A 21,044-nucleotide genomic window follows, 5' to 3' on the forward strand; every position below is an offset into this window, starting at 1 on the left:
TTGAAGGAGGGTGTTATGGGAGAGCAAACCATCATCCGATTTGAACGGGTGACCAAGCAATATGACAACGATCCCCCGGTGCTGGCGGATGTCAGCTTTGAGATTGAGCGTGGTAAATTTTATACACTGCTGGGTCCTTCCGGCTGTGGTAAAACGACAATTCTGCGTATGATTGCAGGTTTTGCGGAGCCGACAGAGGGCTCTATTTATTTGAATGGTAAACTCATTAATCGTGTGCCAGCCAATGAGCGGCAGGTAAATACGGTTTTTCAGGATTATGCGCTATTTCCGCATCTGAATGTGTTTGAAAATGTAGCCTTTGGTCTGCGGATTAAAAAGATGAACAAAAAGGACATTCAGGAGAAGGTGACACAGGCGTTGTCCTTTGTCAATCTGGAAGGCTACGGCGAACGGGAAATTTCCGAGATGTCCGGGGGACAGCGTCAGCGTGTAGCCATTGCACGGGCTATCGTCAATGAGCCTGATGTTCTCTTATTGGATGAACCGTTGTCTGCACTGGATTTAAAGCTGCGTACAGAAATGCAGTATATTTTGCGTGAAATGCAGCAGCGCCTTGGAATCACCTTTATTTTCGTTACGCATGATCAGGAGGAAGCGCTGGCCATGTCGGACGAAATTTTTGTCATGAACAAAGGCAAGATCGAGCAGAGTGGTACGCCAAATGATATTTATGATGAGCCGATCAATCGGTTTGTTGCTGATTTCATTGGCGAATCCAATATTGTCCCAGGACGTATGATTGCGGATTATCAAGTGGAATTCAACGGTCGACAGTTTGAATGTGTCGACGGAGGACTGCGTCCGAACGAACCCATTGAAATTGTGATCCGGCCAGAGGACTTGGAGATTACCAGTGTTGCTGAAGGCAAGCTGCGTGTAAAGGTGGATACCCAATTGTTCCGTGGTGTTCACTATGAAATAAGCTGCTATGATGATTCGGGACAGGAGTGGCTCGTGCATTCTACCAAAAAGGCGGAGCTGGGCAGTGAAATCGGTCTACGATTTGACCCGGAATCGATCCATGTGATGCGGTTCGGGGAAACAGAGGAAGAGTTTGATCGACGTCTGGAAGCCTATGAAGAGGTAGATCAGCATGTCCGGTAATACAAGAGCAGCATATCTGCTGCCTTACTATTTATGGATTGTGCTGTTCGTGGCGGCTCCGGTTGTGCTTGTGTTTTACTATTCCCTATTTGACGTGGATGGTCATCTCACTTTCAGCAACTATGCTCAGTTTCTGACACCCGTTTATTTGAGCATGACGCTTAGTTCGTTTTGGTATGCATTTCTGATTACCGTATTTTCACTGTTAGTTGCTTATCCGGCGGCGTATTTGCTCACACGCACCAAGCATAAGCAGCTGTGGCTGTTGCTTATTATTTTGCCGACATGGATTAATTTATTACTCAAAACATATGCTTTTATCGGGATTTTCGGTACCTATGGTCCGGTGAATGCGGTATTAGGTATGGTTGGGTTGGGTGGTCAGCAATTATTGTTTACCAGCTCCAGCTTTGTGTTTGTGTCGGTTTATATTTTTGTGCCTTTTATGATTTTACCCATCTATAACGCGTTGGAAGGGTTAAACCCTTCACTGCTGGACGCTGCCCGTGATTTGGGAGCCTCCAAGTGGACTGCGTTTCGCAGGGTTATTTTCCCGTTAACGCTTGCGGGTGTGCGATCCGGTTGCATGGCTGTGTTTATTCCGGCGTTGTCGCTGTTTATGATTACCCGTCTGATTGCAGGTAACCGTGTAATTACACTGGGGACGGCGATAGAGCAGCATTTTCTGGTTACTCAGGATTGGGGCATGGGCTCTACGGTTGCCGTGTTCCTGATTTTAGCGATGGCGATCATTATGCTGCTCACCTCGGGAACGAAACGGAGGGTGCGGCATGGTAAATAAAAACCGATTCGGGAATATTTATTTGGTGATCGTTTTTCTCGTGTTGTACGCACCTATTTTGTATTTGATGTACTATTCCTTCAACAGTGGAGGGACGATGCATGAGTTTGAAGGTTTTACACTCCAATATTACAAAGAGGTGTTTGCAGACACTCGCTTGATCATTATTGTCATTAACACCTTGGTGATTGCTCTGCTGTCGTCTGCGTTGGCTACGATTATTGGCATCATGGGGGCGCTGGCTATTCATCAGATGCAGAACCGTCGAGTCAAAAATACGCTGCTGTCGCTCAATAATGTACTGATCGTGAACCCGGATGTCATTATTGGCGCTTCTTTCCTCATTTTGTTCACGATGGTTGGGATTAAGCTGGGTTTCTACTCTGTTTTATTATCCCATATTGCATTTAGTGTGCCGATTGCGGTCATTATGATATTGCCGAGGTTGCAGGAAATGAGTCCATCTCTGGTGGATGCCGCACGTGATTTGGGTGCCACCCGGATGGATGTGCTGACCAAGGTGATTCTACCCTTTATCAAGCCAGGGATTTATGCGGGCTTCTTTATGGCATTAACGTACTCGCTGGATGATTTCGCGGTGACCTTTTTTGTGACAGGCAGTGGCTATTCGACCTTATCGGTAGAAATATACTCTCGTGCCCGTCAAGGGGTTTCCTTGTCCATCAATGCGCTATCCACGCTCATTTTCCTGTTTACTGTACTGCTGGTGGTGGGGTACTACTTTATTATGCGCAAGGCGAATCGTAATGATAAAAAAGAGCCTGCGGCGGAAATGGGGGTGCCTAGATGAAGTCGCTTGTGCGCGTGTTTCTGTCCATTTTTATCATCTCGTTTGGCCTGATGGGGGTGGCAGCATGGCTGAATTCCAGCCAAGGCTACTCCGGTGGCAACACACTGACGGTTTACAACTGGGGAGACTACATTGACCCTGATCTGCTGGAAAGGTTTCAGAAGGAGACGGGAATTACCGTCATTTATCAGACATTTGACTCCAACGAGGCGATGCTGACAAAAATCGAGCAGGGAGGCACTTCGTTTGATGTAGCGGTTCCCTCGGAATATGCTTTGGCTAAAATGAAGCAAGAGCACTTGTTGCTCCCGTTGGATCACAGCAAGCTGCCGAATTTGAAGCATATAGATTCTCATTATCTAAATCTTTCGTTTGATCCGAATAACCAATACTCGGTTCCGTATTTTTGGGGTACAGTCGGGATTGTGTTTAACCCGGAGCTGACGAAAGGAATTGATTTTCATAGCTGGGACGGTCTGTGGAATCCGAAGCTGCGTAATAACCTGTTGCTGGTTGATGGTGCGAGGGAAGTCGTAGGGATGTCGCTGAACAGCCTTCACTATTCCTTGAACGATACGAATGAGGCACATTTGCAGCAGGCTTTGACGAAGCTGGAGAAATTAGCACCCAATGTCAAAGCGGTTGTCGGTGACGAGATTAAAATGTTGCTGGCAAACGAGGAAGCTGCTGCCGGAGTTGTGTGGTCCGGCGATGCGTCCGAAATCATGGACGAAAACGACAAGCTGGATTACATCGTGCCAGATGAAGGGTCCAACCTGTGGTTTGATAATATAGTTATTCCCAAAACAGCTACCCATGTGGACGCGGCCCACAAATTCATCAATTTTATGATGCAGCCCGATGTAGCCGCCCAAAATGCCGAGTTTGTAGGTTACTCCACACCAAACAAGGATGGAAAGAAATTGCTGCCTGAAGATATTTCTGGCGATGAGCGGTTCTATCCTCCGTCTGAAATTACAGACAAGCTGGAAGTATACGACAACCTGGGCAAGCGCATGCTGGCTCATTACAATGAATTGTTCCTTCAATTCAAAATGCATTTAAAGTAGGGGAGTGGCGTGTGAATCAGGTTTGCGCTTTAAAGGTCGCTGCGGTGGCGGATGGTGCTTACCATCGCTGTTAAATTCCGATTTTTTTGATTGAATATTTAAAGGTTAAAATCTCAATTTAAAGGCGACCGCTTCGCTTGTCCAGCACCATTCCGCCCCCTCCGCTGCACCGTGCTTAAAGCTACGCACCCATGAATCCCACACCCAGGTGAGGGAGTAGAGGAAGAGCGAACAGGCCCTTGAACCACCCGTACAGGTGGTTCAAGGGCCTGTTTTGTTTATTCACCGCGCAAAGCGGTGAGTATTGTACTTCTTTTCCCCATACTACACACACGTTAGCGGATTGAGGGACTTTAAGGTGGGCAGTGAGCGAAGCGGGCCATTTGAATCTGGAGAAGCGACAGCGTTCGCCTTTGCTGAAGGATTCTTACCTATAAAATGTTTTATACAATTGAAGAATCCCACAGCAACAGCGATCGGAAGATCAAATGGACCGCGAAGCCTCCTCCCACCTTAACTCCTCACAATTCCCCTAACAAACCTCTCTATTTTATCCAACCCTTGCTCCAGCACATCCTGTCCGTAAGCATAAGACAAGCGAATGTATCCTTCGCCATAGGAGGAAAAGGCATCTCCTGGCACAACGGCCACTCCATGCTCTTCCAGCAGCTTCAAGGTAAAATCCATCGAGCTTAATCCAAAATGGGCGATGGAAGGGAAAAGATAAAAGGCTCCCTCGGGTTTCTCCAGCGGAATTCCCATGTCTGTCAGCCTTCCATGCACATAGTCACGGCGCTTGCGGTATTCCTCACGCATCGGAAGTGCATCATCGACACCAGCGGTTAAGGCTTCCAGCGCAGCATATTGGCTGATCGAGCTGGCACAGGTCACGTTGTACTGATGCACTTTGACCATGTGCTGTGTAATTTCAGCGGGTGCAAGTGTAAAACCAATGCGCCATCCCGTCATGGAGTGTGATTTGGACAGACCGTTGATCACGATGGTGCGCTCCCGCATACCTGGAAGAGTTGCAATGGACACGTGCGGTGTATCGTAAATCAGTTCACTGTATATTTCATCCGAAATAATAAACAGATCGCGCTCCTTCAGCAAATCCGCGACCGCTTCCAGTTCTTCGCGGCTCATCACTCGTCCGGTTGGATTCGAAGGATATCCGAGAATGACTGCTTTTGTCCGTTCGGTCAGATAAGGCTCCAGTACCTCGGCCGTGAGCTTGAAGCCGCTACTGCGGGTATCGGCAAACACTGGCACGCCGCCTGACAAACGGATCAATGGCTCGTAACCCGGGTAGATCGGGACAGGTAGAATAACTTCATCGCCGGGTGACAAAATCGTGCGTAAGGTAATATCCAGCGCTTCACTGGCCCCGTTCGTCACGATAACCTCATCCAGACCACGGTAACTCAACCCGTATTTGTGGGCTACAAACGCCGCTGCGGCTTCTCGTAACTCCGGTAGTCCCGGATTAGGTGTATAGGAGGTGCGTCCTTCATTAATGGCCCGATGAGCAGCTTCCATAATATGCGCAGGGGTAGGAAAATCCGGCTGTCCAATCGTTAATGACAGGGTTCCGGGTAATGCGGCAACTTTGTTGGCGATTTTGCGGATGCCGCTGATTTGAATGTTTTTAACCTGATCGTTAAGCAAATGCTCCATAGCGTATGTGCCACCTTTTTCTGTATTAGAACAAGTTTACAATAATATGATCTGATTATGCTACGGCAAGAAGGATTCATTTTTATATGAGGGTTTTGCAAAACTTCAATAAGCGACTTCCAATGAACAATATATAGATCGAAGTGGTCTAGTGCGTCTATATATTGCACTTTGGAGCGACTGGAATCGAATTTTGCAAAATCCTTACATAATTAAGGTACTGAATTGACTAATTTATGGTATCTTAAAAGATGAAATATGTTTGTAAGCGTAATCACAGTAAAAATGGGGAGGAGAGCATCTTTTGATGAAACAAGTATACATAGAACAAATGCTATCCATGAAATTAAAAAGGCTTGGGCTTACATGGCTCAGTGTAATAATGGTGCTTTCAGGTGGAGGCCCGGAATGGTTGTTCAGTGGAAATGCTTCGGCAGAACCTGCACCTACAGTAGAAAAGGAGATGCAACCTTCATCCGTGACTGTTGGGGCAAGTGTATATGCAGATGTCTACTTGCCTAAAAAGCTTCGCATCCACGATATACAGGGAGCAGCCCACCGTTCACCGTATGAGGGACAAAAAGTAACGGATATTGAAGGCGTTGTCACGATGGTGAAGGGAAGCAGCTTCTATATCCAAGAGTTGGATGATCAAGTGGATCAGGATGAAAAAACATCCGAGGCCATTTTAGTGTACAAGCCTAGTCACGGTGTACAGGTAGGGGATGAGGTAAGGGTTAGCGGTTCGGTGAAGGAATACACAGAAAGAACTTATGCTAGCAAGCCAATCGACCTGACGACCACAGAAATTGTGGCTTCTTCGGTTAAGGTAATTGCCAATGAACGTCCGCTCCCTACTCCAGTTTTGTTAGGAAAACAGGGACGTGTGATGCCGACATCTGTTGTGGATAATGACGGAATGACGGTGTTTGATCCGCAGGAAGATGGCTTGGATTTTTTCGAAAGTCTGGAGGCAATGCGTGTAGAGTTGAACGATGCCACTGTGATTGGTCCTTATGGCTATGAAATTCCAGTCCGAATTGATAACGGTCCGAACACAAGTGAGGTAGTGACGGAGGCAGGTGGATTCATGCTGACAGAAAGAAGTCTGAATCCGCAACGGATTTTGATTGACGCGAAGCCTTCGACCCCGTTGAAAACAGGCGATCGTTTTGCAGGCCCTATCACAGGTGTGGTGAGCTATAGCTTTAGCAATTATAAGCTGTTGCCAGAACGTCTACCCAATATTGTACCGGGTGGCCTCGAGCCAGAAAACACGCGTTTGATACGGGATGATCACAAACTGACAGTAGCTTCTTTTAACGTGGAAAACTTCGATCCCGGTGATGGAAAACGGATTGATCAGCTTGGACAGGCTATCGCCGTGAATTTGAATCATCCGGATATCATAGGACTGCTGGAAGTGCAGGACAATAACGGTGAGAAAGATGATGGCACCACAGACGCTTCTGAAAGCTTCCGCGTGCTCATGGAAGCGATTCGTGCTCATGGAGGGCCAGAATACGCTTTTACGGATATTGCCCCTGAAAATAATAAGGATGGCGGCGCTCCCGGTGGTAACATCCGTGTTGGCTTCCTATACAATCCGCAACGTGTTACGCTGACAGACAAACCTAAAGGAGATTCAGTGACGTCTGTCACTTATGGGGCGCAGGGACTCACTCTCAACCCGGGTCGGATTGATCCCCTGAATGCGTCATTTGAAGACTCACGCAAGCCGTTGGCCGCTGAATTTGAGTTTGAAGGCCAACAGGTGATTGTGATCGCTAACCATTTTAATTCTAAAGGGGGCGATCAAGCTCCATTTGGAGGGATTCAGCCGCCTGTGCGAAGTAGCGAAATACAGCGGGCGAAGATTGCAACGATTGTGAACGGCTTTGTAAAGTCGGTACTGCAAGTAAACCCTAAGGCCAATATGGTGGTGCTCGGTGATTTGAATGATTTTCAATTCTCTGAAACGCTGGATTTGCTGCGGGGGCAGGAATTGACCAATCTCATAGACCAGTTGGATGAAAAGGAGCGGTACTCATATATTTATGAGGGTAATTCGCAAACATTGGATCATATGCTGGTCAGCCCGTCTCTGAGCGAAACATCCGTGCTGGATATCGTTCATATGAATGCGAATTTTAGTGCGGCGGACGGACGGGTAAGCGATCATGATCCGTTGGTTGCGCAAATAGATTTGCCGCGTAAAACGGAAGAACCACCAACAGATGGTGGGAGTGGCCGAAATGACGACGATGATGAGGAGGATCAGCAGGATAACGAGGGAAATACCAACACTGGGAATGGCAGCAGCGGTAACGTGAATGGAACGGTAAATGGACAGGGTCAGACTGCCGGTAGTGAACAAAATGGAAGCAGCCTGTCTGGTACAAATGTTGTGCAAGTCAAGACTGTAGTGACCGGAGTGGAGCAAAACGGCTTGAAAAAGGCAGTCGCTCAAGTAACAGCAGCTGAAATACAAAATGCGATTCGAAACGGTGCGAATGGTACGCTTGTGATCCGTGCAGGAGAGCAAGCGGAAGCGAAGACGTTCAAGGTTCATTTAACCGGGGAAGCTTTGGGGGCCGCCTTGAACAACCGTATTCGTACTCTTCGAGTAGAAACGCCACAGGGTGGATATGAAGTAGCAACAAGTCGTTTGTCTCTTCAAAAGCTGGCTGATACCTGGCAGGTGCCTGTAAAACAAATATCCTTGAATGTTTCCGTCGCTTTGAACGAAGAATTGGCTAAACGCTTGGATGTTCCGACAGGACGCAAACTGTTACAGGCTTTGGATATCACAGCTGAGCTGAGAAGCGAGGATGGACGGAAACAGCCTTTGGCAGGTAACGGGGGCTCAGGTAGTGGGTATGAACGTTATCTGTTACGTGTTCCTGCAACGGTCGATGCAGGCCAGCTCGCTGTAGTGAAGGTATCGACCAACCAAGTCGGACAAGTGTCCTATCAACCCGTTCCTTTTCACGCTTCGAGCGAGGAAATAACCGTGTATGGTCGTTCGGGAGGGACTTACGCTGTGCTGGATGGCGGGGCTTCTGGAGAAAACGAATCGTTCATTGATATATCCGGCCATTGGGCGCAGCAGGATATTACACGTCTGGCAACTCGCCTGGTTGTGGCGGGGACCAATCCATCAGCGTCTACAACTAATGCGACTAGTGAAATGGACTTAGCGAACGTACGCTTTGAGCCTGAAGGTCAGGTGCGACGCTCCGAACTGGCTGCGATGCTGATTCGTACACTTGGGCTGGAGCATACAGATCGCACGCTGACGAGCTTTGACGATGTTCAATCCGAATCGTGGTATGCGGATTCCGTACGTACCGCAGCTGCTGCCGGGCTGATCAACGGCTATGCTGACGGAAGCTTCCGACCTGATACACCGGTATCGAGGGAGGAGTTGGCTGTGATCATAGAGAGAGCCTTACGCTTCGCTGGGAATACAGAAGAAAATACAGAAGAAGCAACAGGAAGTAAATCCGTGTCATTATCGGATGTACAGGCGATCTCTACGTGGGCAGCTCCGGCTGTGAAGACCCTGTCTGGACTTGGTATTATGAAGGGAGACGAGAAAGGCCGTTTTGGCCCGGCTACATCCGTGACGAGGGCAGAAGCAGCGGCTGTATTATCTCGAACGCTGGACAAGCTAAATTGGGAACAGTAGATATCACTATATAAATGTCAGATTGATTGACTTTCTACGATAGTTAAGTTATCTTTTGTGGAGAAGTAGTGTGAAAAAGTAGAATTTATGACGAATGAAGAGGTGAAATGTCGTGGGAGTAACAGCTAAACAAATTTTTGTGAATTTACCAGTTAAAAACCTGCAGCACTCCATTGATTTTTTTACTACAATCGGATTTGAATTTAACGCTCAGTTCACCGATGAACATGCAACCTGTATGGTTGTCAGTGAGCATATTTTTGTCATGTTGCTGGTTAAAGAACGTTTTAAAGCGTTCACTACAAAGGAAATTTCGGATGCCACGAAAAGCACAGAAGCGATTGTTGCCTTATCGGTGGAGAGTCGAGAAAAGGTGGACGAAATCGTCCACAAGGCTTTGGAAGCGGGCGGAAAGCCCTCGAACGAACCTCAAGATCATGGTTTTATGTATGGATGGAGCTTTCAGGATTTGGATGGTCATCTGTGGGAGTTCTTTTATATGGTAGAGCAGTAATGAAAACTAAAGGGATAAAGTGAAATAAATACCATGGAAAGTAAGCTATCCTAAAAAGATAGTTTACTTTCTTTGTTGTATGTTATCAAACTCACCGGGAGGAATCACAATGTCTAACGAAATGAGAGTCTATCCTGTTCAAGCTATGAGCGAAGCACTGTCAGATTCACTAACCCGGCTGTTGATCGACGTGGTCGCAGACGGTGCCTCTATAGGGTTCTTACCGCCACTGGGTTATCAGGAAGCAGCAGCTTATTGGAACAGTGTGCTTGAGGACGGTGTAGTTCTGTGGATTGCCGAGAAGGACGGAGTACCTGTGGGGACGGTCCAGCTTCATTTGGCTCAAAAAGCTAACGCTACTCATCGTGCGGAAATTGCTAAGCTTATGGTGCATCCGTCCGGACGCAGGCTTGGGATCGCACGACAGTTAATGAAGGCAGCGGAAGAAGAGGCACTGCGTCAGGAAAGAACGTTACTGGTGCTAGATACGCGGGTGGGTGATCCTTCCAATGGACTCTATGAGTCTATCGGGTTCGTAGAAGCTGGCGTTATTCCGGGTTATGCTCAATCAGCCGATGGTCAGCTGCACGCCACTCGATATTATTACAAGCCATTGAAACCGTATTCCAGTCATAGTTGAGCATTTACCGAATAACTGTGGTATATACGGGTAATCATAACTTGTCATAGGATTACATAACCTTTTTCCGCGTTTATTCGACTGGAAAAGCACGGGAATAGGAACGTATAATGAAGAGGGGATCAGAAAAGGTCTTTTTATGTCAATTTGGCTGTTCTGAATTGAAGAACGTAGCAAACACAGCGGAGGAATCAAAGAATATGAGGCTGGAGCATGATTTTTTAGGTACTAAGGAAGTGCCGTCAGACGCCTATTACGGTGTACAAACTCTGAGGGCAAAAGAAAATTTCCCAATTACAGGCCAACGACTGCACCCTGAGTTGATTAAAGCCATGGCGATCGTTAAAAAGGGAGCAGCGACGGTAAACATGGAACTAACCCGCTTGCACCGCCCCAAAGCAGAGGCCATTATTCAGGCAGCTGACGAGATCATTCAAGGACAGCTTCATGACCATTTTATCGTCGATCCGATTCAGGGCGGCGCAGGCACGTCCATTAATATGAATACAAATGAAGTGATTGCGAACCGGGCATTGGAGCTGATTGGCAAGCAGCGCGGAGATTATCAGGAGATCAGTCCTAATAATCATGTTAATATGGCGCAATCGACGAACGATGCTTTTCCTACGGCCGTACACTTGGCTGTATTAAGTATGATTGATAAGCTGTTAGCCACCATGAGTGAGCTTCAGGAAGCATTTTCCCGCAAGGCAAATGAGTTTGATAGTGTGATTAAAATGGGTCGAACCCACTTGCAGGATGCAGTACCGATCCGATTAGGGCAGGAGTTTCAGGCTTATACGCGTGTGCTGGGTCGTGATATCGGACGCGTCCGTGCGACCAAACAACACCTGCTAACGATTAATATGGGTGCAACTGCGGTGGGGACTGGCCTGAACGCAGACCGTCGTTATATTAAGCGTGTTGCCGAGGTACTGGCAGAGGTCAGTGGCTTCCCTGTGGAAGCTGACGAACATCTCGTGGATGCCACACAAAATACGGATGCCTATACCGAAGTGTCTGCTGCCTTGAAAATTTGTATGATGAATATGTCTAAGGTGGCTAATGACATCCGCTTAATGGCTTCCGGACCGCGTGCTGGACTGGGGGAACTGAGTCTGCCTGCCCGTCAGCCAGGGTCATCCATTATGCCGGGCAAGGTAAATCCGGTAATGTGTGAAGTTATTAACCAAATTGCTTTTCAGGTCATTGGCAATGATCATACGATCTGCCTGGCTTCTGAGGCTGGTCAGCTGGAGCTGAACGTGATGGAGCCTGTGCTTGTCTACAATCTGCTTCAGTCGCTGGAAATCATGAAGCAGGGCTTCCATGTCTTCCGCATTCATTGTGTGGAAGGAATTGAAGCGAATGTGGAGCGGTGTCGTGAATATGTAGAGAATAGTGTAGGTATTATTACAGCGCTCAATCCGCATCTCGGATATGAGGTGGTATCACGCATTGCTCGCGAAGCAATTACGACTGGCAAATCGGTGCGTGAGTTGTGCTTGCTGTATAACGTACTGACCGAGGAAGAATTGGACATTATATTGGACCCGTACCAAATGACTCAGCCTGGTATTGCAGGAGAATCTTTGCTGAATCGTGAATAATTATGCGGAGTATGGAGTTTAGACAGCTTTGAGGCAAGACGAAGATAGCCCCGTCGAATCTGGCGGGGCTATTGTTATGTTATAAAGGAGATGTATATGGGAGCCAGCGTGCATAGGGGATTTTCCTGTTAAGGATTATACGGCTACGCTTATTGTAGAAAAGGGGAAGTGGGATGTTGCTAGAGAAATTATTGGCTTATAAGGAATTAGGAATAGGACTCATTGTACTTTTAGTGTTGCTTGCGCTCATCATCAGGGGACTGGTACGTGGTCGCCAAAATCAGATTTTACGTGATCTGGACCCACGCAAAATTGGAATTCAGGATATAGATCGTATGGAGGATGGCTCGGAATTTGAGCTTTATTTGCAGCGGTTGTTATCCGCGCTTGGCTATAAGGACATCTATAAAACAACCAGTAGCCGGGATTTTGGAGCGGATCTAGTTTTTACAGACCGTGAAGGCGTGAGGGTTGTCATTCAGGCCAAACGTTATGGGGTACAACATCCGGTAGGTTTGGGCGCGGTGCAGGAAATTTATACCTCCATGCGTTATTATGCGGCCGACAAGTCTGTCGTCATCACCTCCGGTCGTTATACGGAATCCTGTAAAACACTTGCTGCTGTCAACGGGGTTAAACTATTAGACCGCAACGACTTGATGGACATGATTGATTTATTCAAGACGAAACACCGCGAGGAAGTCATGGATCTCATAGAAAGTAAAACCGAAGTGATTGCTTCCAAATGGAGTAAAAGTAAATAAGATTGGGGACTGATTGTTAGGCGATGTTATTCGAGCCTGGTGGTCAGTCCCTTCTATTTTTTCATAATAAAATAGAAGAACTGAATTTACAGAAATTATTATGAAAAAATATGCTTTTATAACCGATATAAAGATGTTGGGGATTTCCAAATTATGTTGAGGTGATATGTCATGAAGAAGCGAGCTATATTGTTAACTTTTAGGTGGATTCCCATTGTCACAATCTTTGCATTATTGCTATGTGCATGTGGGCAATCGGTAGCACAAACCAAGGTCCAGCCCATTAAGGTGGGAATCGTACTGTCAGATATTGGTCTGGGTGACCAATCTTACAGTGACGCGGCTTTTCGAGGTTTGGTCAAGGCACGGGATGAGGGGAAAATTGTTTTTGAATACCGGGAAATATCTGAGACCAAGACGTATGATGCTGCTTTTGAGCAGCTTGCTCAAGAAAAAGCTGATTTAATCGTTGGATTGGGTTACATGGTCAAGGACAGTCTGGAAAGCGTTGCCAAAAAATATCCGGAACGTAAATTTTTAATCGTGGATGAGAAATCAGATTTACCGAATGTGGCCTCTATCACCTTTAAAGAAGAAGAAGGTAGCTTTATGGCCGGAGTTGTCGCAGGTTTAACGAGTCGCACTGAACAGGTGGGCTTTCTCGGAGGCGTGGAATCTCCTCTGCTGAAAAAGTTTGAAATTGGATATAGCGCAGGGGTTCACTCAGTCAAGCCTAATGCCAAAGTCACCGCTACGTATGCAGGAGATTTTGGAAAGCCGGAGCTGGGTACGCAAATTGCAGATGACATGATCAATCAGGATCAGATTGATGTCATCTATGCAGCAGCAGGCCTTACGGGCGTGGGTGCGCTACAAGAAGTACAGAAGCAGCAAAAATTCGCCATCGGGGTCGATAGCGACCAGTTTTTCATTGCGGAAAAAGCGGTAGTGACCTCGATGATTAAAAATGTAGACAGTGCAATTTATACAGTAGTCAAAGGCTTTGCAGATCATCAAAGAAAATTTACGGAGAAGGACATGGTGTTTGGTCTTGCGGAAGATGGTATAGGTCTGGCGCCTATTCGTGTCGTGACACTGAAGCCGGATCAGCAAAAGGTGATGGATGATTTAATGGAAAAAATCAAATCCGGCACACTTACTGTACCTACCCAATAAATTTTTGCAAACGGAGGATGAATGCTGATGAAACTGCAAGGTAAACTGGTGCTGAACGCGATGATTTCCCTGATCGCTTGCCTGGCTTTAGTGGCTTATATTATTTTTGAATTAATTCGTATTAACTCGCAAAGCAGTAATCTTGTTCCGGCTATGTTGAATGTACAGCAGCTCAATGCCTATTTGATTCAGTCGGGGCAGGCGCTACAGAATTATTCTACTTCCATGACGGAGAGCAACAAAGCCGATGTGCAAAATCAGCTGACTCAGTCTGAAAAAACGATTGCTTTGCTTTCACAGGGCATGATACAGACCGAAGCGCAGCAAAAGCGACTGAATACTATTAAAACTAAATTCAGCCAATTGAAAGTAGCAACGGAAAAAGCAATGAGTACCCAAAACAGCCCAGAGTCCAAGCGGGAGGCCATGCGTGCCCAGGGGATTCAAAACGATGTATTTATGCTGGATCTGCTGACCAAGGCACGTTATGACCAATACACAGAAGATTTGACCAAGAGCATTCGTTTTACTTGGCAATTGGCCTTGGCAGGTGCAGTTATACTTCTGGTGGCGGTTGGGCTATATAATACATATACCTCCAGGCAGCTTGCTCTTAGAACCCGCAAGTTAACGGATGCTGCGAAGCAAATTGCCGAGGGGAATTTGACAGTGCAGCTCGCCCAAACGAAGGGACACGATGAGCTGGACGAGCTCAATGAATCTTTCCGAGTCATGATCGGGAACTTGCGTAACATTGTACTCTCCATTGATCAGGCGGGTAATCGTGTCGATCTGATGGCTCGGGATATTGATCAGCATAATGAAGCCATGAAGGAAATTGTGACACAAGTCAGCACGTCAACAGAGGAACTGGCGATAGGCAGTCAGAAAATTGCTGAGGATCTGTCGTCAACGGTAGGTGTTGTGGACGAGATGCAGTTGAAGTTTGAATCTAATCTGCTGGAAACAACGCAATCGACCGCGTATAGTGAGGATGCTTTGCGTGTTATTGAGCAAGGTACGCGGGTAATGAGCGATCAACTGCGCATCGTTACAGAAAATCGTTCAGCCATGTCCGAAGTGGAGCAGACAGTCAAGGAGCTGGAGGCCAATGCAGCCGAGATTACAACCATGACCGGCTACGTATCCGAAATTGCTAGCCAGACGTCGCTGTTGTCCTTGAATGCTTCCATTGAGGCTGCACGTGCGGGTGAAGCGGGAAAGGGCTTTGCTGTAGTTGCCAATGAAGTGAAAAAGCTGGCGAATCAATCAGAATCTGCTGTGAAGAAAATTTATACCGCTGTCGAAGGTATTACGCAGGCTATGGAAAAGGTGAAGACTTCTGTGGCGCAAAGTCAGGAGCTGTTCCGTGAGCAGGAGAAGGCAACTACCTCCACCGGAGAATCGTTCACAGAGATCAGTGGCAAAGTGCAGCAAATTGCTGGCCAAGTCAGCAAGCTATCAATGGACATGAATGTATCGCGAGAACTGAGCGTACAGGTGCAGCAAGCTATCGAAAATATCAGCGCAATCACTCAGCAGTCCGCCGCAGGCAGCGAAGAGATTACGGCTTCCACAGTGGAGCAGAAGCGTTCCTTTGAGGAGTCGGCTGAGAAGGTAAAAGAACTTCGTCAGATTCGCGAGGAGATGCAGCGGGAGCTGGATCGTTTTCAGGTGGAAAAGACGAGCTAAACACGGTGAAACGAATATCTGTTTTTGCTGAACAATGAATATAAGTAGTCGAAAGAAGAAGTTCTATCCTATACAGGGGGACTTCTTCTTTTTTTAATTATGTGACTTCTGTTAAGTTTGATTTACATAGGCAGGGAATTCCGCCTCTTGCGTCAAATACATTTAGGGAGAATATGTCACCAGATATATTGGCAAGAGGAAGATGGACAACGAAGTCCGGAAGGATGAAGTTACGGGAATGATGCGACTTAAGCTTCGATTGATATTGAAAAATAAACAGACAAGACTGATCCTACTGCTCACTCTGTGCGTGTCGCTCGTGATTAGCGTGATCGGCTTGCTATCGTATTCAGGATACCGTGAAGGTTTGGATACCGAGCTGAACACCCCCAATATAGAATTGTTGCAAATTAATCTGGATGTGACCAATCGGGCTTTTCGTGAGTCTGATAACAAGGCGCTTGATGTGGCTTATCATCCGGACGTAGAGGCTTTTGTACGTGCCCAAATGGATGGAAAATCGCTATCAAACAACGCTTCCGTCATAGATCGGCTTCAGAAATACTTGAAAGCCCTTTCTTCGCACGAAGAAATTTATTCGGTTGAAGTCATTTCTTTGGACAATCATGCTCTCGTATCCAGCAATTATGGTTACTTGCCTGATTGGAAGCAGGCACCGGATACGACCTGGGTTCCCTGGATTCAGGACATCCAAAAAAAGCCGTTGCTGATTAAGCGGAGATGGTACGGCACCGATCGCCAGCATGCGACGATGGAGCTGCTTTCGCTGGCCAGGCCCATAGTAGAGAATGGCAAGGTCATTGGCGCGGTGCTAATCAATCTGGATTACGACCGTTTTTTTTCCAAACTGTATATTCATTTATCCAACTCGCAATACGTGTATGATCTGGAGGGCGAGCTGATCTATCCCAAGCTGAGATCGTCCTTACCCTTAAATGATATGGGCAGGGTTTTGAAAGAACTGGATGTGAGTCCCTATGCTTATGTGGAGATAGGGGACATGGAATATATGGCGAACCAGACCTTTTCTGATGTAACGGGCTGGCGTCTAGTATCGCTCGTTCCGATGGACAAGCTGCTGAAAAATGTAAAGCTGGCGCGCAATATGATGCTGTGGCTGGCCTTTATCTCTATACTGGCTGGGTGCTCAGCGGTTTACTATTACAATTATGCAGCTTTTCGCCCCATGAAAAAAATTAATAACCTGTTGAATTCGGGCAATAAGGGAACACGCCAAGGAGGATTGTATGACCTGGAACCTGTGATTAGCAAGCTGGTTGGAGAGTTTCACCGGAAATCATTGGTGGTAGAGCGAAGCCTGCCTGAGCTGCGTTCCAAATATATGGAAGATGTCATCCAGCGTAGAATGGGCATACAGGAAATGCGTATGAAATGGGAACAGTATTTTTCCGATTGGGACGGCAATTCTTTGGTTGTCATGATCGTGTCCATTGACCGGTATTCTACGTGGGCCGCAAGCTTTCCAGAAGAGGATAAAATGCTGCTCAAGTATGCGCTGAACAATATTTTGCTGGAGATGCTGGAACCCCACTGGAGAGCAGTAAGCGCGCCGGAGGAGGAGAGTAGTTTTGTTGTGCTGCTACAGTGCAGCGGGAGTCCATATGAAGTTGGTACGGAGTCTGCTGCCCAAGAGAGCATTTTGCTTCACAAAAGCGTTGATAGGCTGATTCAGGTTGTCGGTGAGTATCTTCCTTTGACTATTTCAATAGGGATTGGTCATGTAGTCAGAGACATTCAAGAGGCGCGGGAGTCCTTTGTAAAAGGAAAAGAGGCCCTTAACTTGCGTTTGTATGAGGGGTATGGACGTTCACATACAAATATGGAATACAGCATATGCGCGGAAAAGGATGACACAGCGGATGTGCTCCCAAAGGAGCAGGCTCAGGATTCAAAAATGCTGGACAATCAGCGTGTGGAAATGATTCGTGCCATGGAGTCACAGGAACCTGGTGCAAGTGCCAAGCTAATCAGCCAATGGGTAGAAGAACTTCGTCTTCACAGGATAGCCCCAGTCCAAGTTTACCTGTCTGTCCATGAATTGCTGGAAGATTTACTAAAATGGTGTGCCACTCAGAGTGTGACGCCGCCAGATAAGCTTGCTGATTACCACTGGAATCAGATTCTGACGCTAGACCTTCAAGACATTGAGGCGTTGTTGGTCGTCATTTTGACGGATATGGAAGATAAATGGAATGGTCGCAGACAATCCAAGGATTTTGTGCGTGTGCAAGAGATGATTGATTATATGGAGCATCATCTACATTTAAACATAGGGCTTCAGGAGATTGCGGATCAGGTTCACATGAGCGTGTCCTCGGTGAGCAGTATGTTCAAAGAAGAGACGGGGAGTACCGTTTACGACTATTTGACTGGACTACGTATGAAAAAAGCATGCACATTACTGTGCGAAACTCATCTGAAAATTAGTGAAATTGCAGATCAGGTCGGTTATCGGAATGAGAACAGCTTTATTCGTGTATTTCGCAAGCATAAACAAGTGACCCCAGGGAAATTCAGACAAATCAGCAAATCTTCCAATGAATATGCAGATCGGTCAAAAGGTCGATACTTTGGTGAAATAGAAGATAAACGCGAAGATTAAGCGATAGCTGTAGCCCTCCACGTTGCGGTACATTGACTTCATGTTAACGCAAACAACATGACCGAAAACGTTGGGGGGTGAAAACGGGCGCATGACGGGCCCAGTTTATTTTTGGAGAAGAGGAAGCGTAATGAAGAAAAAGCCATGGCAAAAATATGTGCTGGTTGCGGCAGGAGTGGCTATGCTTTCTGCCTTGAGTATCAGTGAATATGTGGATCACCGCACCCTGCAGGATCACAGCCGTATATTTCCTGCAAAGCCAATAACACTCGTTGTTCCTTATTCGGCGGGAGGCGGTACGGATATTACCGCGAGAGCGCTGGCGAAAGCCGCCGAAAAGCATCTCGGTCAGCCGATCATCGTCGTTAATCGAACAGGAGGCGGCGGTTCTGTCGGGCTTATGGAAGGGGCTGAGGCGCAGGCGGACGGTTATACCGTAACGTATCTGGTCGCTGAGCTGACTACGTTACCACATTTGGGACTGCTGCCGCTCACCTATGAGCGCTTTAAACCGCTGCTCCAAACCAATATGGACCCTTCCGCCATTACGGTCCGGGCGGATGCACCATGGAAGACAGCGGAAGCATTTCTGGAGGACGCCGAGGCCCATCCTGGCAAGCTGAAAATGGGTAATGCAGGCACAGGGAGCATCTGGCACCTCGCTGCCGCGATGCTGGAGCAGAAAAGCGGAGTCCGCTTCACCCATATCCCTTATGAGGGAGCAGGCCCAGCCGTCTCCGCTTTAATGAGCGGATTCGTGGATGCTGTACCCGTCAGTCCCGCAGAAGTGAAGAAATACGTGGACGAGGGGAAACTTCGCATACTGGCGATCCAGGCAGACACGATTTCGGAAGCGTTTCCAAAAGTGCCGACACTACAGCAAGCCACTGGGCTGCGTGTACATTTTATCGGCACTTGGAGAGGGTTGGCTGTACCTAAGGATACACCGGATGAAGTTGCTCAAACGCTGGCGGATGCACTGATCAAGGGGACGAAAGACGAGGAATTCCGGGAGGAAATGCGCAAGCATGGGTTAGGATTGCGTGTCAAGGATGCAGAGGCATTCGCGCGGCAACTGAAGGAGAGTCATGATACCTTCGCAAGACTGATTCCCGATCTCGGCTTGAGCCGCAAATAAAACGGCCTTGTTTTTGCATTGGCAAAAACGAAAGGGTTGAACGAAGTTATGAAAATCAAACAAAACATTGATAAAATTCCAGGGGGCATTATGCTGGTGCCGCTGTTTATTGGCGCACTTTTTCATACGTTTACTCCATGGGCAGGCGACTATTTTGGATCTTTTACCAAGGGGCTGATGACGGGTACGGTACCCATTTTAGCAGTGTGGTTTTTTTGTATGGGTGCTTCCATAGATGTACGAGCAACGGGCACCGTATTGCGTAAATCAGGAACGCTCGTATTGACTAAAATCGCGGTCGCCTGGGTAGTGGCGATCATTGCGTCCAGATTGCTGCCTGTTGGTGGCGTAGAGAGTGGGCTTTTTGCAGGTTTGTCGGTGCTGGCGTTGATCTCGGCTATGGATATGACGAACGGCGGGCTATACGCCTCCATTATGCAGCAATATGGCTCTAAGGAAGAGGCAGGAGCATTCGTGCTGATGTCACTGGAATCGGGTCCGTTGGTGACCATGCTTATTTTAGGTAGTACCGGATTGGCCGTTTTTGAACCACAGACTTTTGTGGGGGCGGTATTACCATTTTTGGTCGGCTTCACATTGGGCAATCTGGATCATGATTTTCGTAAATATTTTGGGAACGCAACGCAAGCTCTGATTCCATTTTTCGGTTTTGCACTTGGCTGTTCCATTGACCTGAGTGTCATTGTCCAGACAGGTATGCTTGGTATTTTATTAGGCATTTTTGTTATTATCATTACAGGGATTCCACTGATTCTGGCAGACAAATATATCGGCGGAGGCAACGGTACAGCAGGAATTGCAGCCTCCAGTACAGCAGGTGCAGCAGTAGCGAATCCCGTCATTGTCGCCAACATCAAGCCTGAGTTTCTACCTGTAGCGCAGTCTGCAACGGCATTAGTTGCCGCTTCGGTCATAGTGACCTCAATTTTGGTACCTATTCTGACGGCATACTGGGCCAATTATATGAAGCGTAAAGGGGAATCCAAAGGAGCAGGGCCTGTAAATCCAGGTGCGAATGTGCCTAAATAAAGTTTGGATGATGATGGCTCAACTTATGGACCTTTCCATTACCCGGGAAATGCTTTTGCAGCTGTACCTTAAATCCTAATATCATAAAACTTGTCCTAAAACGCTTCCGCAAACATACATATGTAAGCAGAGGAGCGTGATGGAATTGGAAAACAAGGTGCGTCGCTATTATCAGTTAAAGCAAAAGCAAAAAGAATTTGAAGGTGAACTGACTGATTTGCGTAATGACATTACTGCTCATTGTGCGCAGCAGGAAGTGGCGGATTGGGAAATTGGTAACTACCGGGTCAAGATTGTGCAGCAGCACCGCAAGGAATACGATCATACGAAGCTGTATGATTCACTGCCTGATCCGCAGCTATGGCGTTTGTTTTCCAAGCCGGATACTTCGAAGATTGCCAGTTTGCTTAAGCTTAAGGTCATCGCGGAGGAGCAAATAAAAGATGCCATTTCTCTTAAAACGGTAACGCTATTGCAAGTGGATAAAAAATAAAAATAAATAAAAAAGAGCTGACCCCGTTTAAACTGTACCCTATGTAAAGGACCATTTAAAAAAAGACTAAATTGCTTGCAGAAGATGATCTCTGTATTGTACAGGGGTCATCCTTTTTAAGTTCCATTGGTATCTGTAATGGTTGTA

General features: G+C 47.1%; 17 protein-coding genes. 15 read left to right on the top strand and 2 right to left on the bottom strand.

Going from position 1 to position 21,044, the window contains the following annotated elements:
- The first annotated feature begins 15 nt into the window (after window positions 1–15).
- Genes AC6EJC_RS20135 through AC6EJC_RS20150 form a run of 4 tightly spaced genes read left to right on the top strand, consistent with a single transcriptional unit; the run spans window position 16 to window position 3,808 of the window.
- Window positions 16–1,125, top strand: coding sequence for an ABC transporter ATP-binding protein (locus AC6EJC_RS20135; RefSeq protein WP_444955485.1), 1,110 nt, complete (start codon window positions 16–18; stop codon window positions 1,123–1,125).
- The gene (locus AC6EJC_RS20140) at window positions 1,115–1,927 is read left to right on the top strand and encodes an ABC transporter permease (RefSeq protein WP_444955486.1); all 813 of its coding nucleotides are present in this window, start codon (window positions 1,115–1,117) and stop codon (window positions 1,925–1,927) included. The genes AC6EJC_RS20135 and AC6EJC_RS20140 overlap by 11 nt, the downstream gene beginning before the upstream one ends.
- The gene (locus AC6EJC_RS20145) at window positions 1,917–2,738 is read left to right on the top strand and encodes an ABC transporter permease (RefSeq protein WP_444955487.1); all 822 of its coding nucleotides are present in this window, start codon (window positions 1,917–1,919) and stop codon (window positions 2,736–2,738) included. Before AC6EJC_RS20140 ends, AC6EJC_RS20145 begins: the two co-directional genes overlap by 11 nt.
- Window positions 2,735–3,808, top strand: a complete 1,074-nt coding sequence (locus AC6EJC_RS20150; RefSeq protein ID WP_444955488.1) for an ABC transporter substrate-binding protein — start codon at window positions 2,735–2,737, stop codon at window positions 3,806–3,808. Before AC6EJC_RS20145 ends, AC6EJC_RS20150 begins: the two co-directional genes overlap by 4 nt.
- Window positions 3,809–4,321: 513 nt before the next feature.
- Here the strand turns inward: AC6EJC_RS20150 and AC6EJC_RS20155 are convergent.
- Window positions 4,322–5,485 carry an aminotransferase A gene (locus AC6EJC_RS20155; protein WP_444955489.1) on the bottom strand — a complete coding sequence of 388 codons (1,164 nt, stop codon included), beginning with the start codon at window positions 5,483–5,485 and terminating at the stop codon, window positions 4,322–4,324.
- Window positions 5,486–5,792: 307 nt separating this feature from the next.
- Between AC6EJC_RS20155 and AC6EJC_RS20160 the strand changes: the two genes are divergently transcribed.
- The 11 genes from AC6EJC_RS20160 to AC6EJC_RS20210 all read left to right on the top strand — a co-directional run bounded on the left by AC6EJC_RS20160 (window position 5,793) and on the right by AC6EJC_RS20210 (window position 20,897).
- Window positions 5,793–9,176 (top strand): S-layer homology domain-containing protein, encoded by a 3,384-nt coding sequence (locus tag AC6EJC_RS20160; protein WP_444955505.1) that lies wholly within the window; start codon window positions 5,793–5,795, stop codon window positions 9,174–9,176.
- A gap of 112 nt (window positions 9,177–9,288) precedes the next feature.
- Window positions 9,289–9,690 (top strand): VOC family protein, encoded by a 402-nt coding sequence (locus AC6EJC_RS20165; RefSeq protein WP_444955490.1) that lies wholly within the window; start codon window positions 9,289–9,291, stop codon window positions 9,688–9,690.
- Between the two features lie 109 nt (window positions 9,691–9,799).
- Window positions 9,800–10,330 carry a GNAT family N-acetyltransferase gene (locus tag AC6EJC_RS20170; RefSeq protein ID WP_444955491.1) on the top strand — a complete coding sequence of 177 codons (531 nt, stop codon included), beginning with the start codon at window positions 9,800–9,802 and terminating at the stop codon, window positions 10,328–10,330.
- 200 nt (window positions 10,331–10,530) lie between these two features.
- Window positions 10,531–11,940 (top strand): aspartate ammonia-lyase, encoded by a 1,410-nt coding sequence (aspA, locus tag AC6EJC_RS20175; RefSeq protein ID WP_444955492.1) that lies wholly within the window; start codon window positions 10,531–10,533, stop codon window positions 11,938–11,940.
- A 173-nt stretch (window positions 11,941–12,113) separates the two neighbouring features.
- Complete coding sequence (locus AC6EJC_RS20180) at window positions 12,114–12,704, top strand: restriction endonuclease (protein ID WP_444955493.1); 591 nt, start codon at window positions 12,114–12,116, stop codon at window positions 12,702–12,704.
- 171 nt (window positions 12,705–12,875) lie between these two features.
- On the top strand, window positions 12,876–13,880 hold the full coding sequence (locus AC6EJC_RS20185; RefSeq protein WP_444955494.1) for a BMP family lipoprotein: 1,005 nt from the start codon (window positions 12,876–12,878) through the stop codon (window positions 13,878–13,880).
- A 27-nt stretch (window positions 13,881–13,907) separates the two neighbouring features.
- Entirely contained in the window at window positions 13,908–15,572 is a 1,665-nt protein-coding gene (locus AC6EJC_RS20190) for a methyl-accepting chemotaxis protein (protein ID WP_444955495.1), read from the top strand.
- Window positions 15,573–15,774: 202 nt separating this feature from the next.
- Window positions 15,775–18,216: an AraC family transcriptional regulator gene (locus tag AC6EJC_RS20195; protein ID WP_444955496.1), complete on the top strand. Its 2,442-nt coding sequence runs from the start codon at window positions 15,775–15,777 to the stop codon at window positions 18,214–18,216.
- Window positions 18,217–18,346: 130 nt separating this feature from the next.
- Window positions 18,347–19,354 carry a tripartite tricarboxylate transporter substrate binding protein gene (locus AC6EJC_RS20200; protein WP_444955497.1) on the top strand — a complete coding sequence of 336 codons (1,008 nt, stop codon included), beginning with the start codon at window positions 18,347–18,349 and terminating at the stop codon, window positions 19,352–19,354.
- Window positions 19,355–19,402: 48 nt separating this feature from the next.
- The gene (gene kdgT / locus AC6EJC_RS20205; protein WP_444955498.1) at window positions 19,403–20,404 is read left to right on the top strand and encodes a 2-keto-3-deoxygluconate transporter; all 1,002 of its coding nucleotides are present in this window, start codon (window positions 19,403–19,405) and stop codon (window positions 20,402–20,404) included.
- Between the two features lie 139 nt (window positions 20,405–20,543).
- Window positions 20,544–20,897, top strand: a complete 354-nt coding sequence (locus AC6EJC_RS20210) for a hypothetical protein (RefSeq protein WP_444955499.1) — start codon at window positions 20,544–20,546, stop codon at window positions 20,895–20,897.
- Window positions 20,898–20,963: 66 nt separating this feature from the next.
- Here the strand turns inward: AC6EJC_RS20210 and AC6EJC_RS20215 are convergent.
- The coding region (locus AC6EJC_RS20215; RefSeq protein WP_444952884.1) for an IS3 family transposase at window positions 20,964–21,044 on the bottom strand (81 nt) is incomplete at its 5' end.

The sequence above is a fragment of the Paenibacillus sp. TY11 genome (assembly GCF_059772165.1).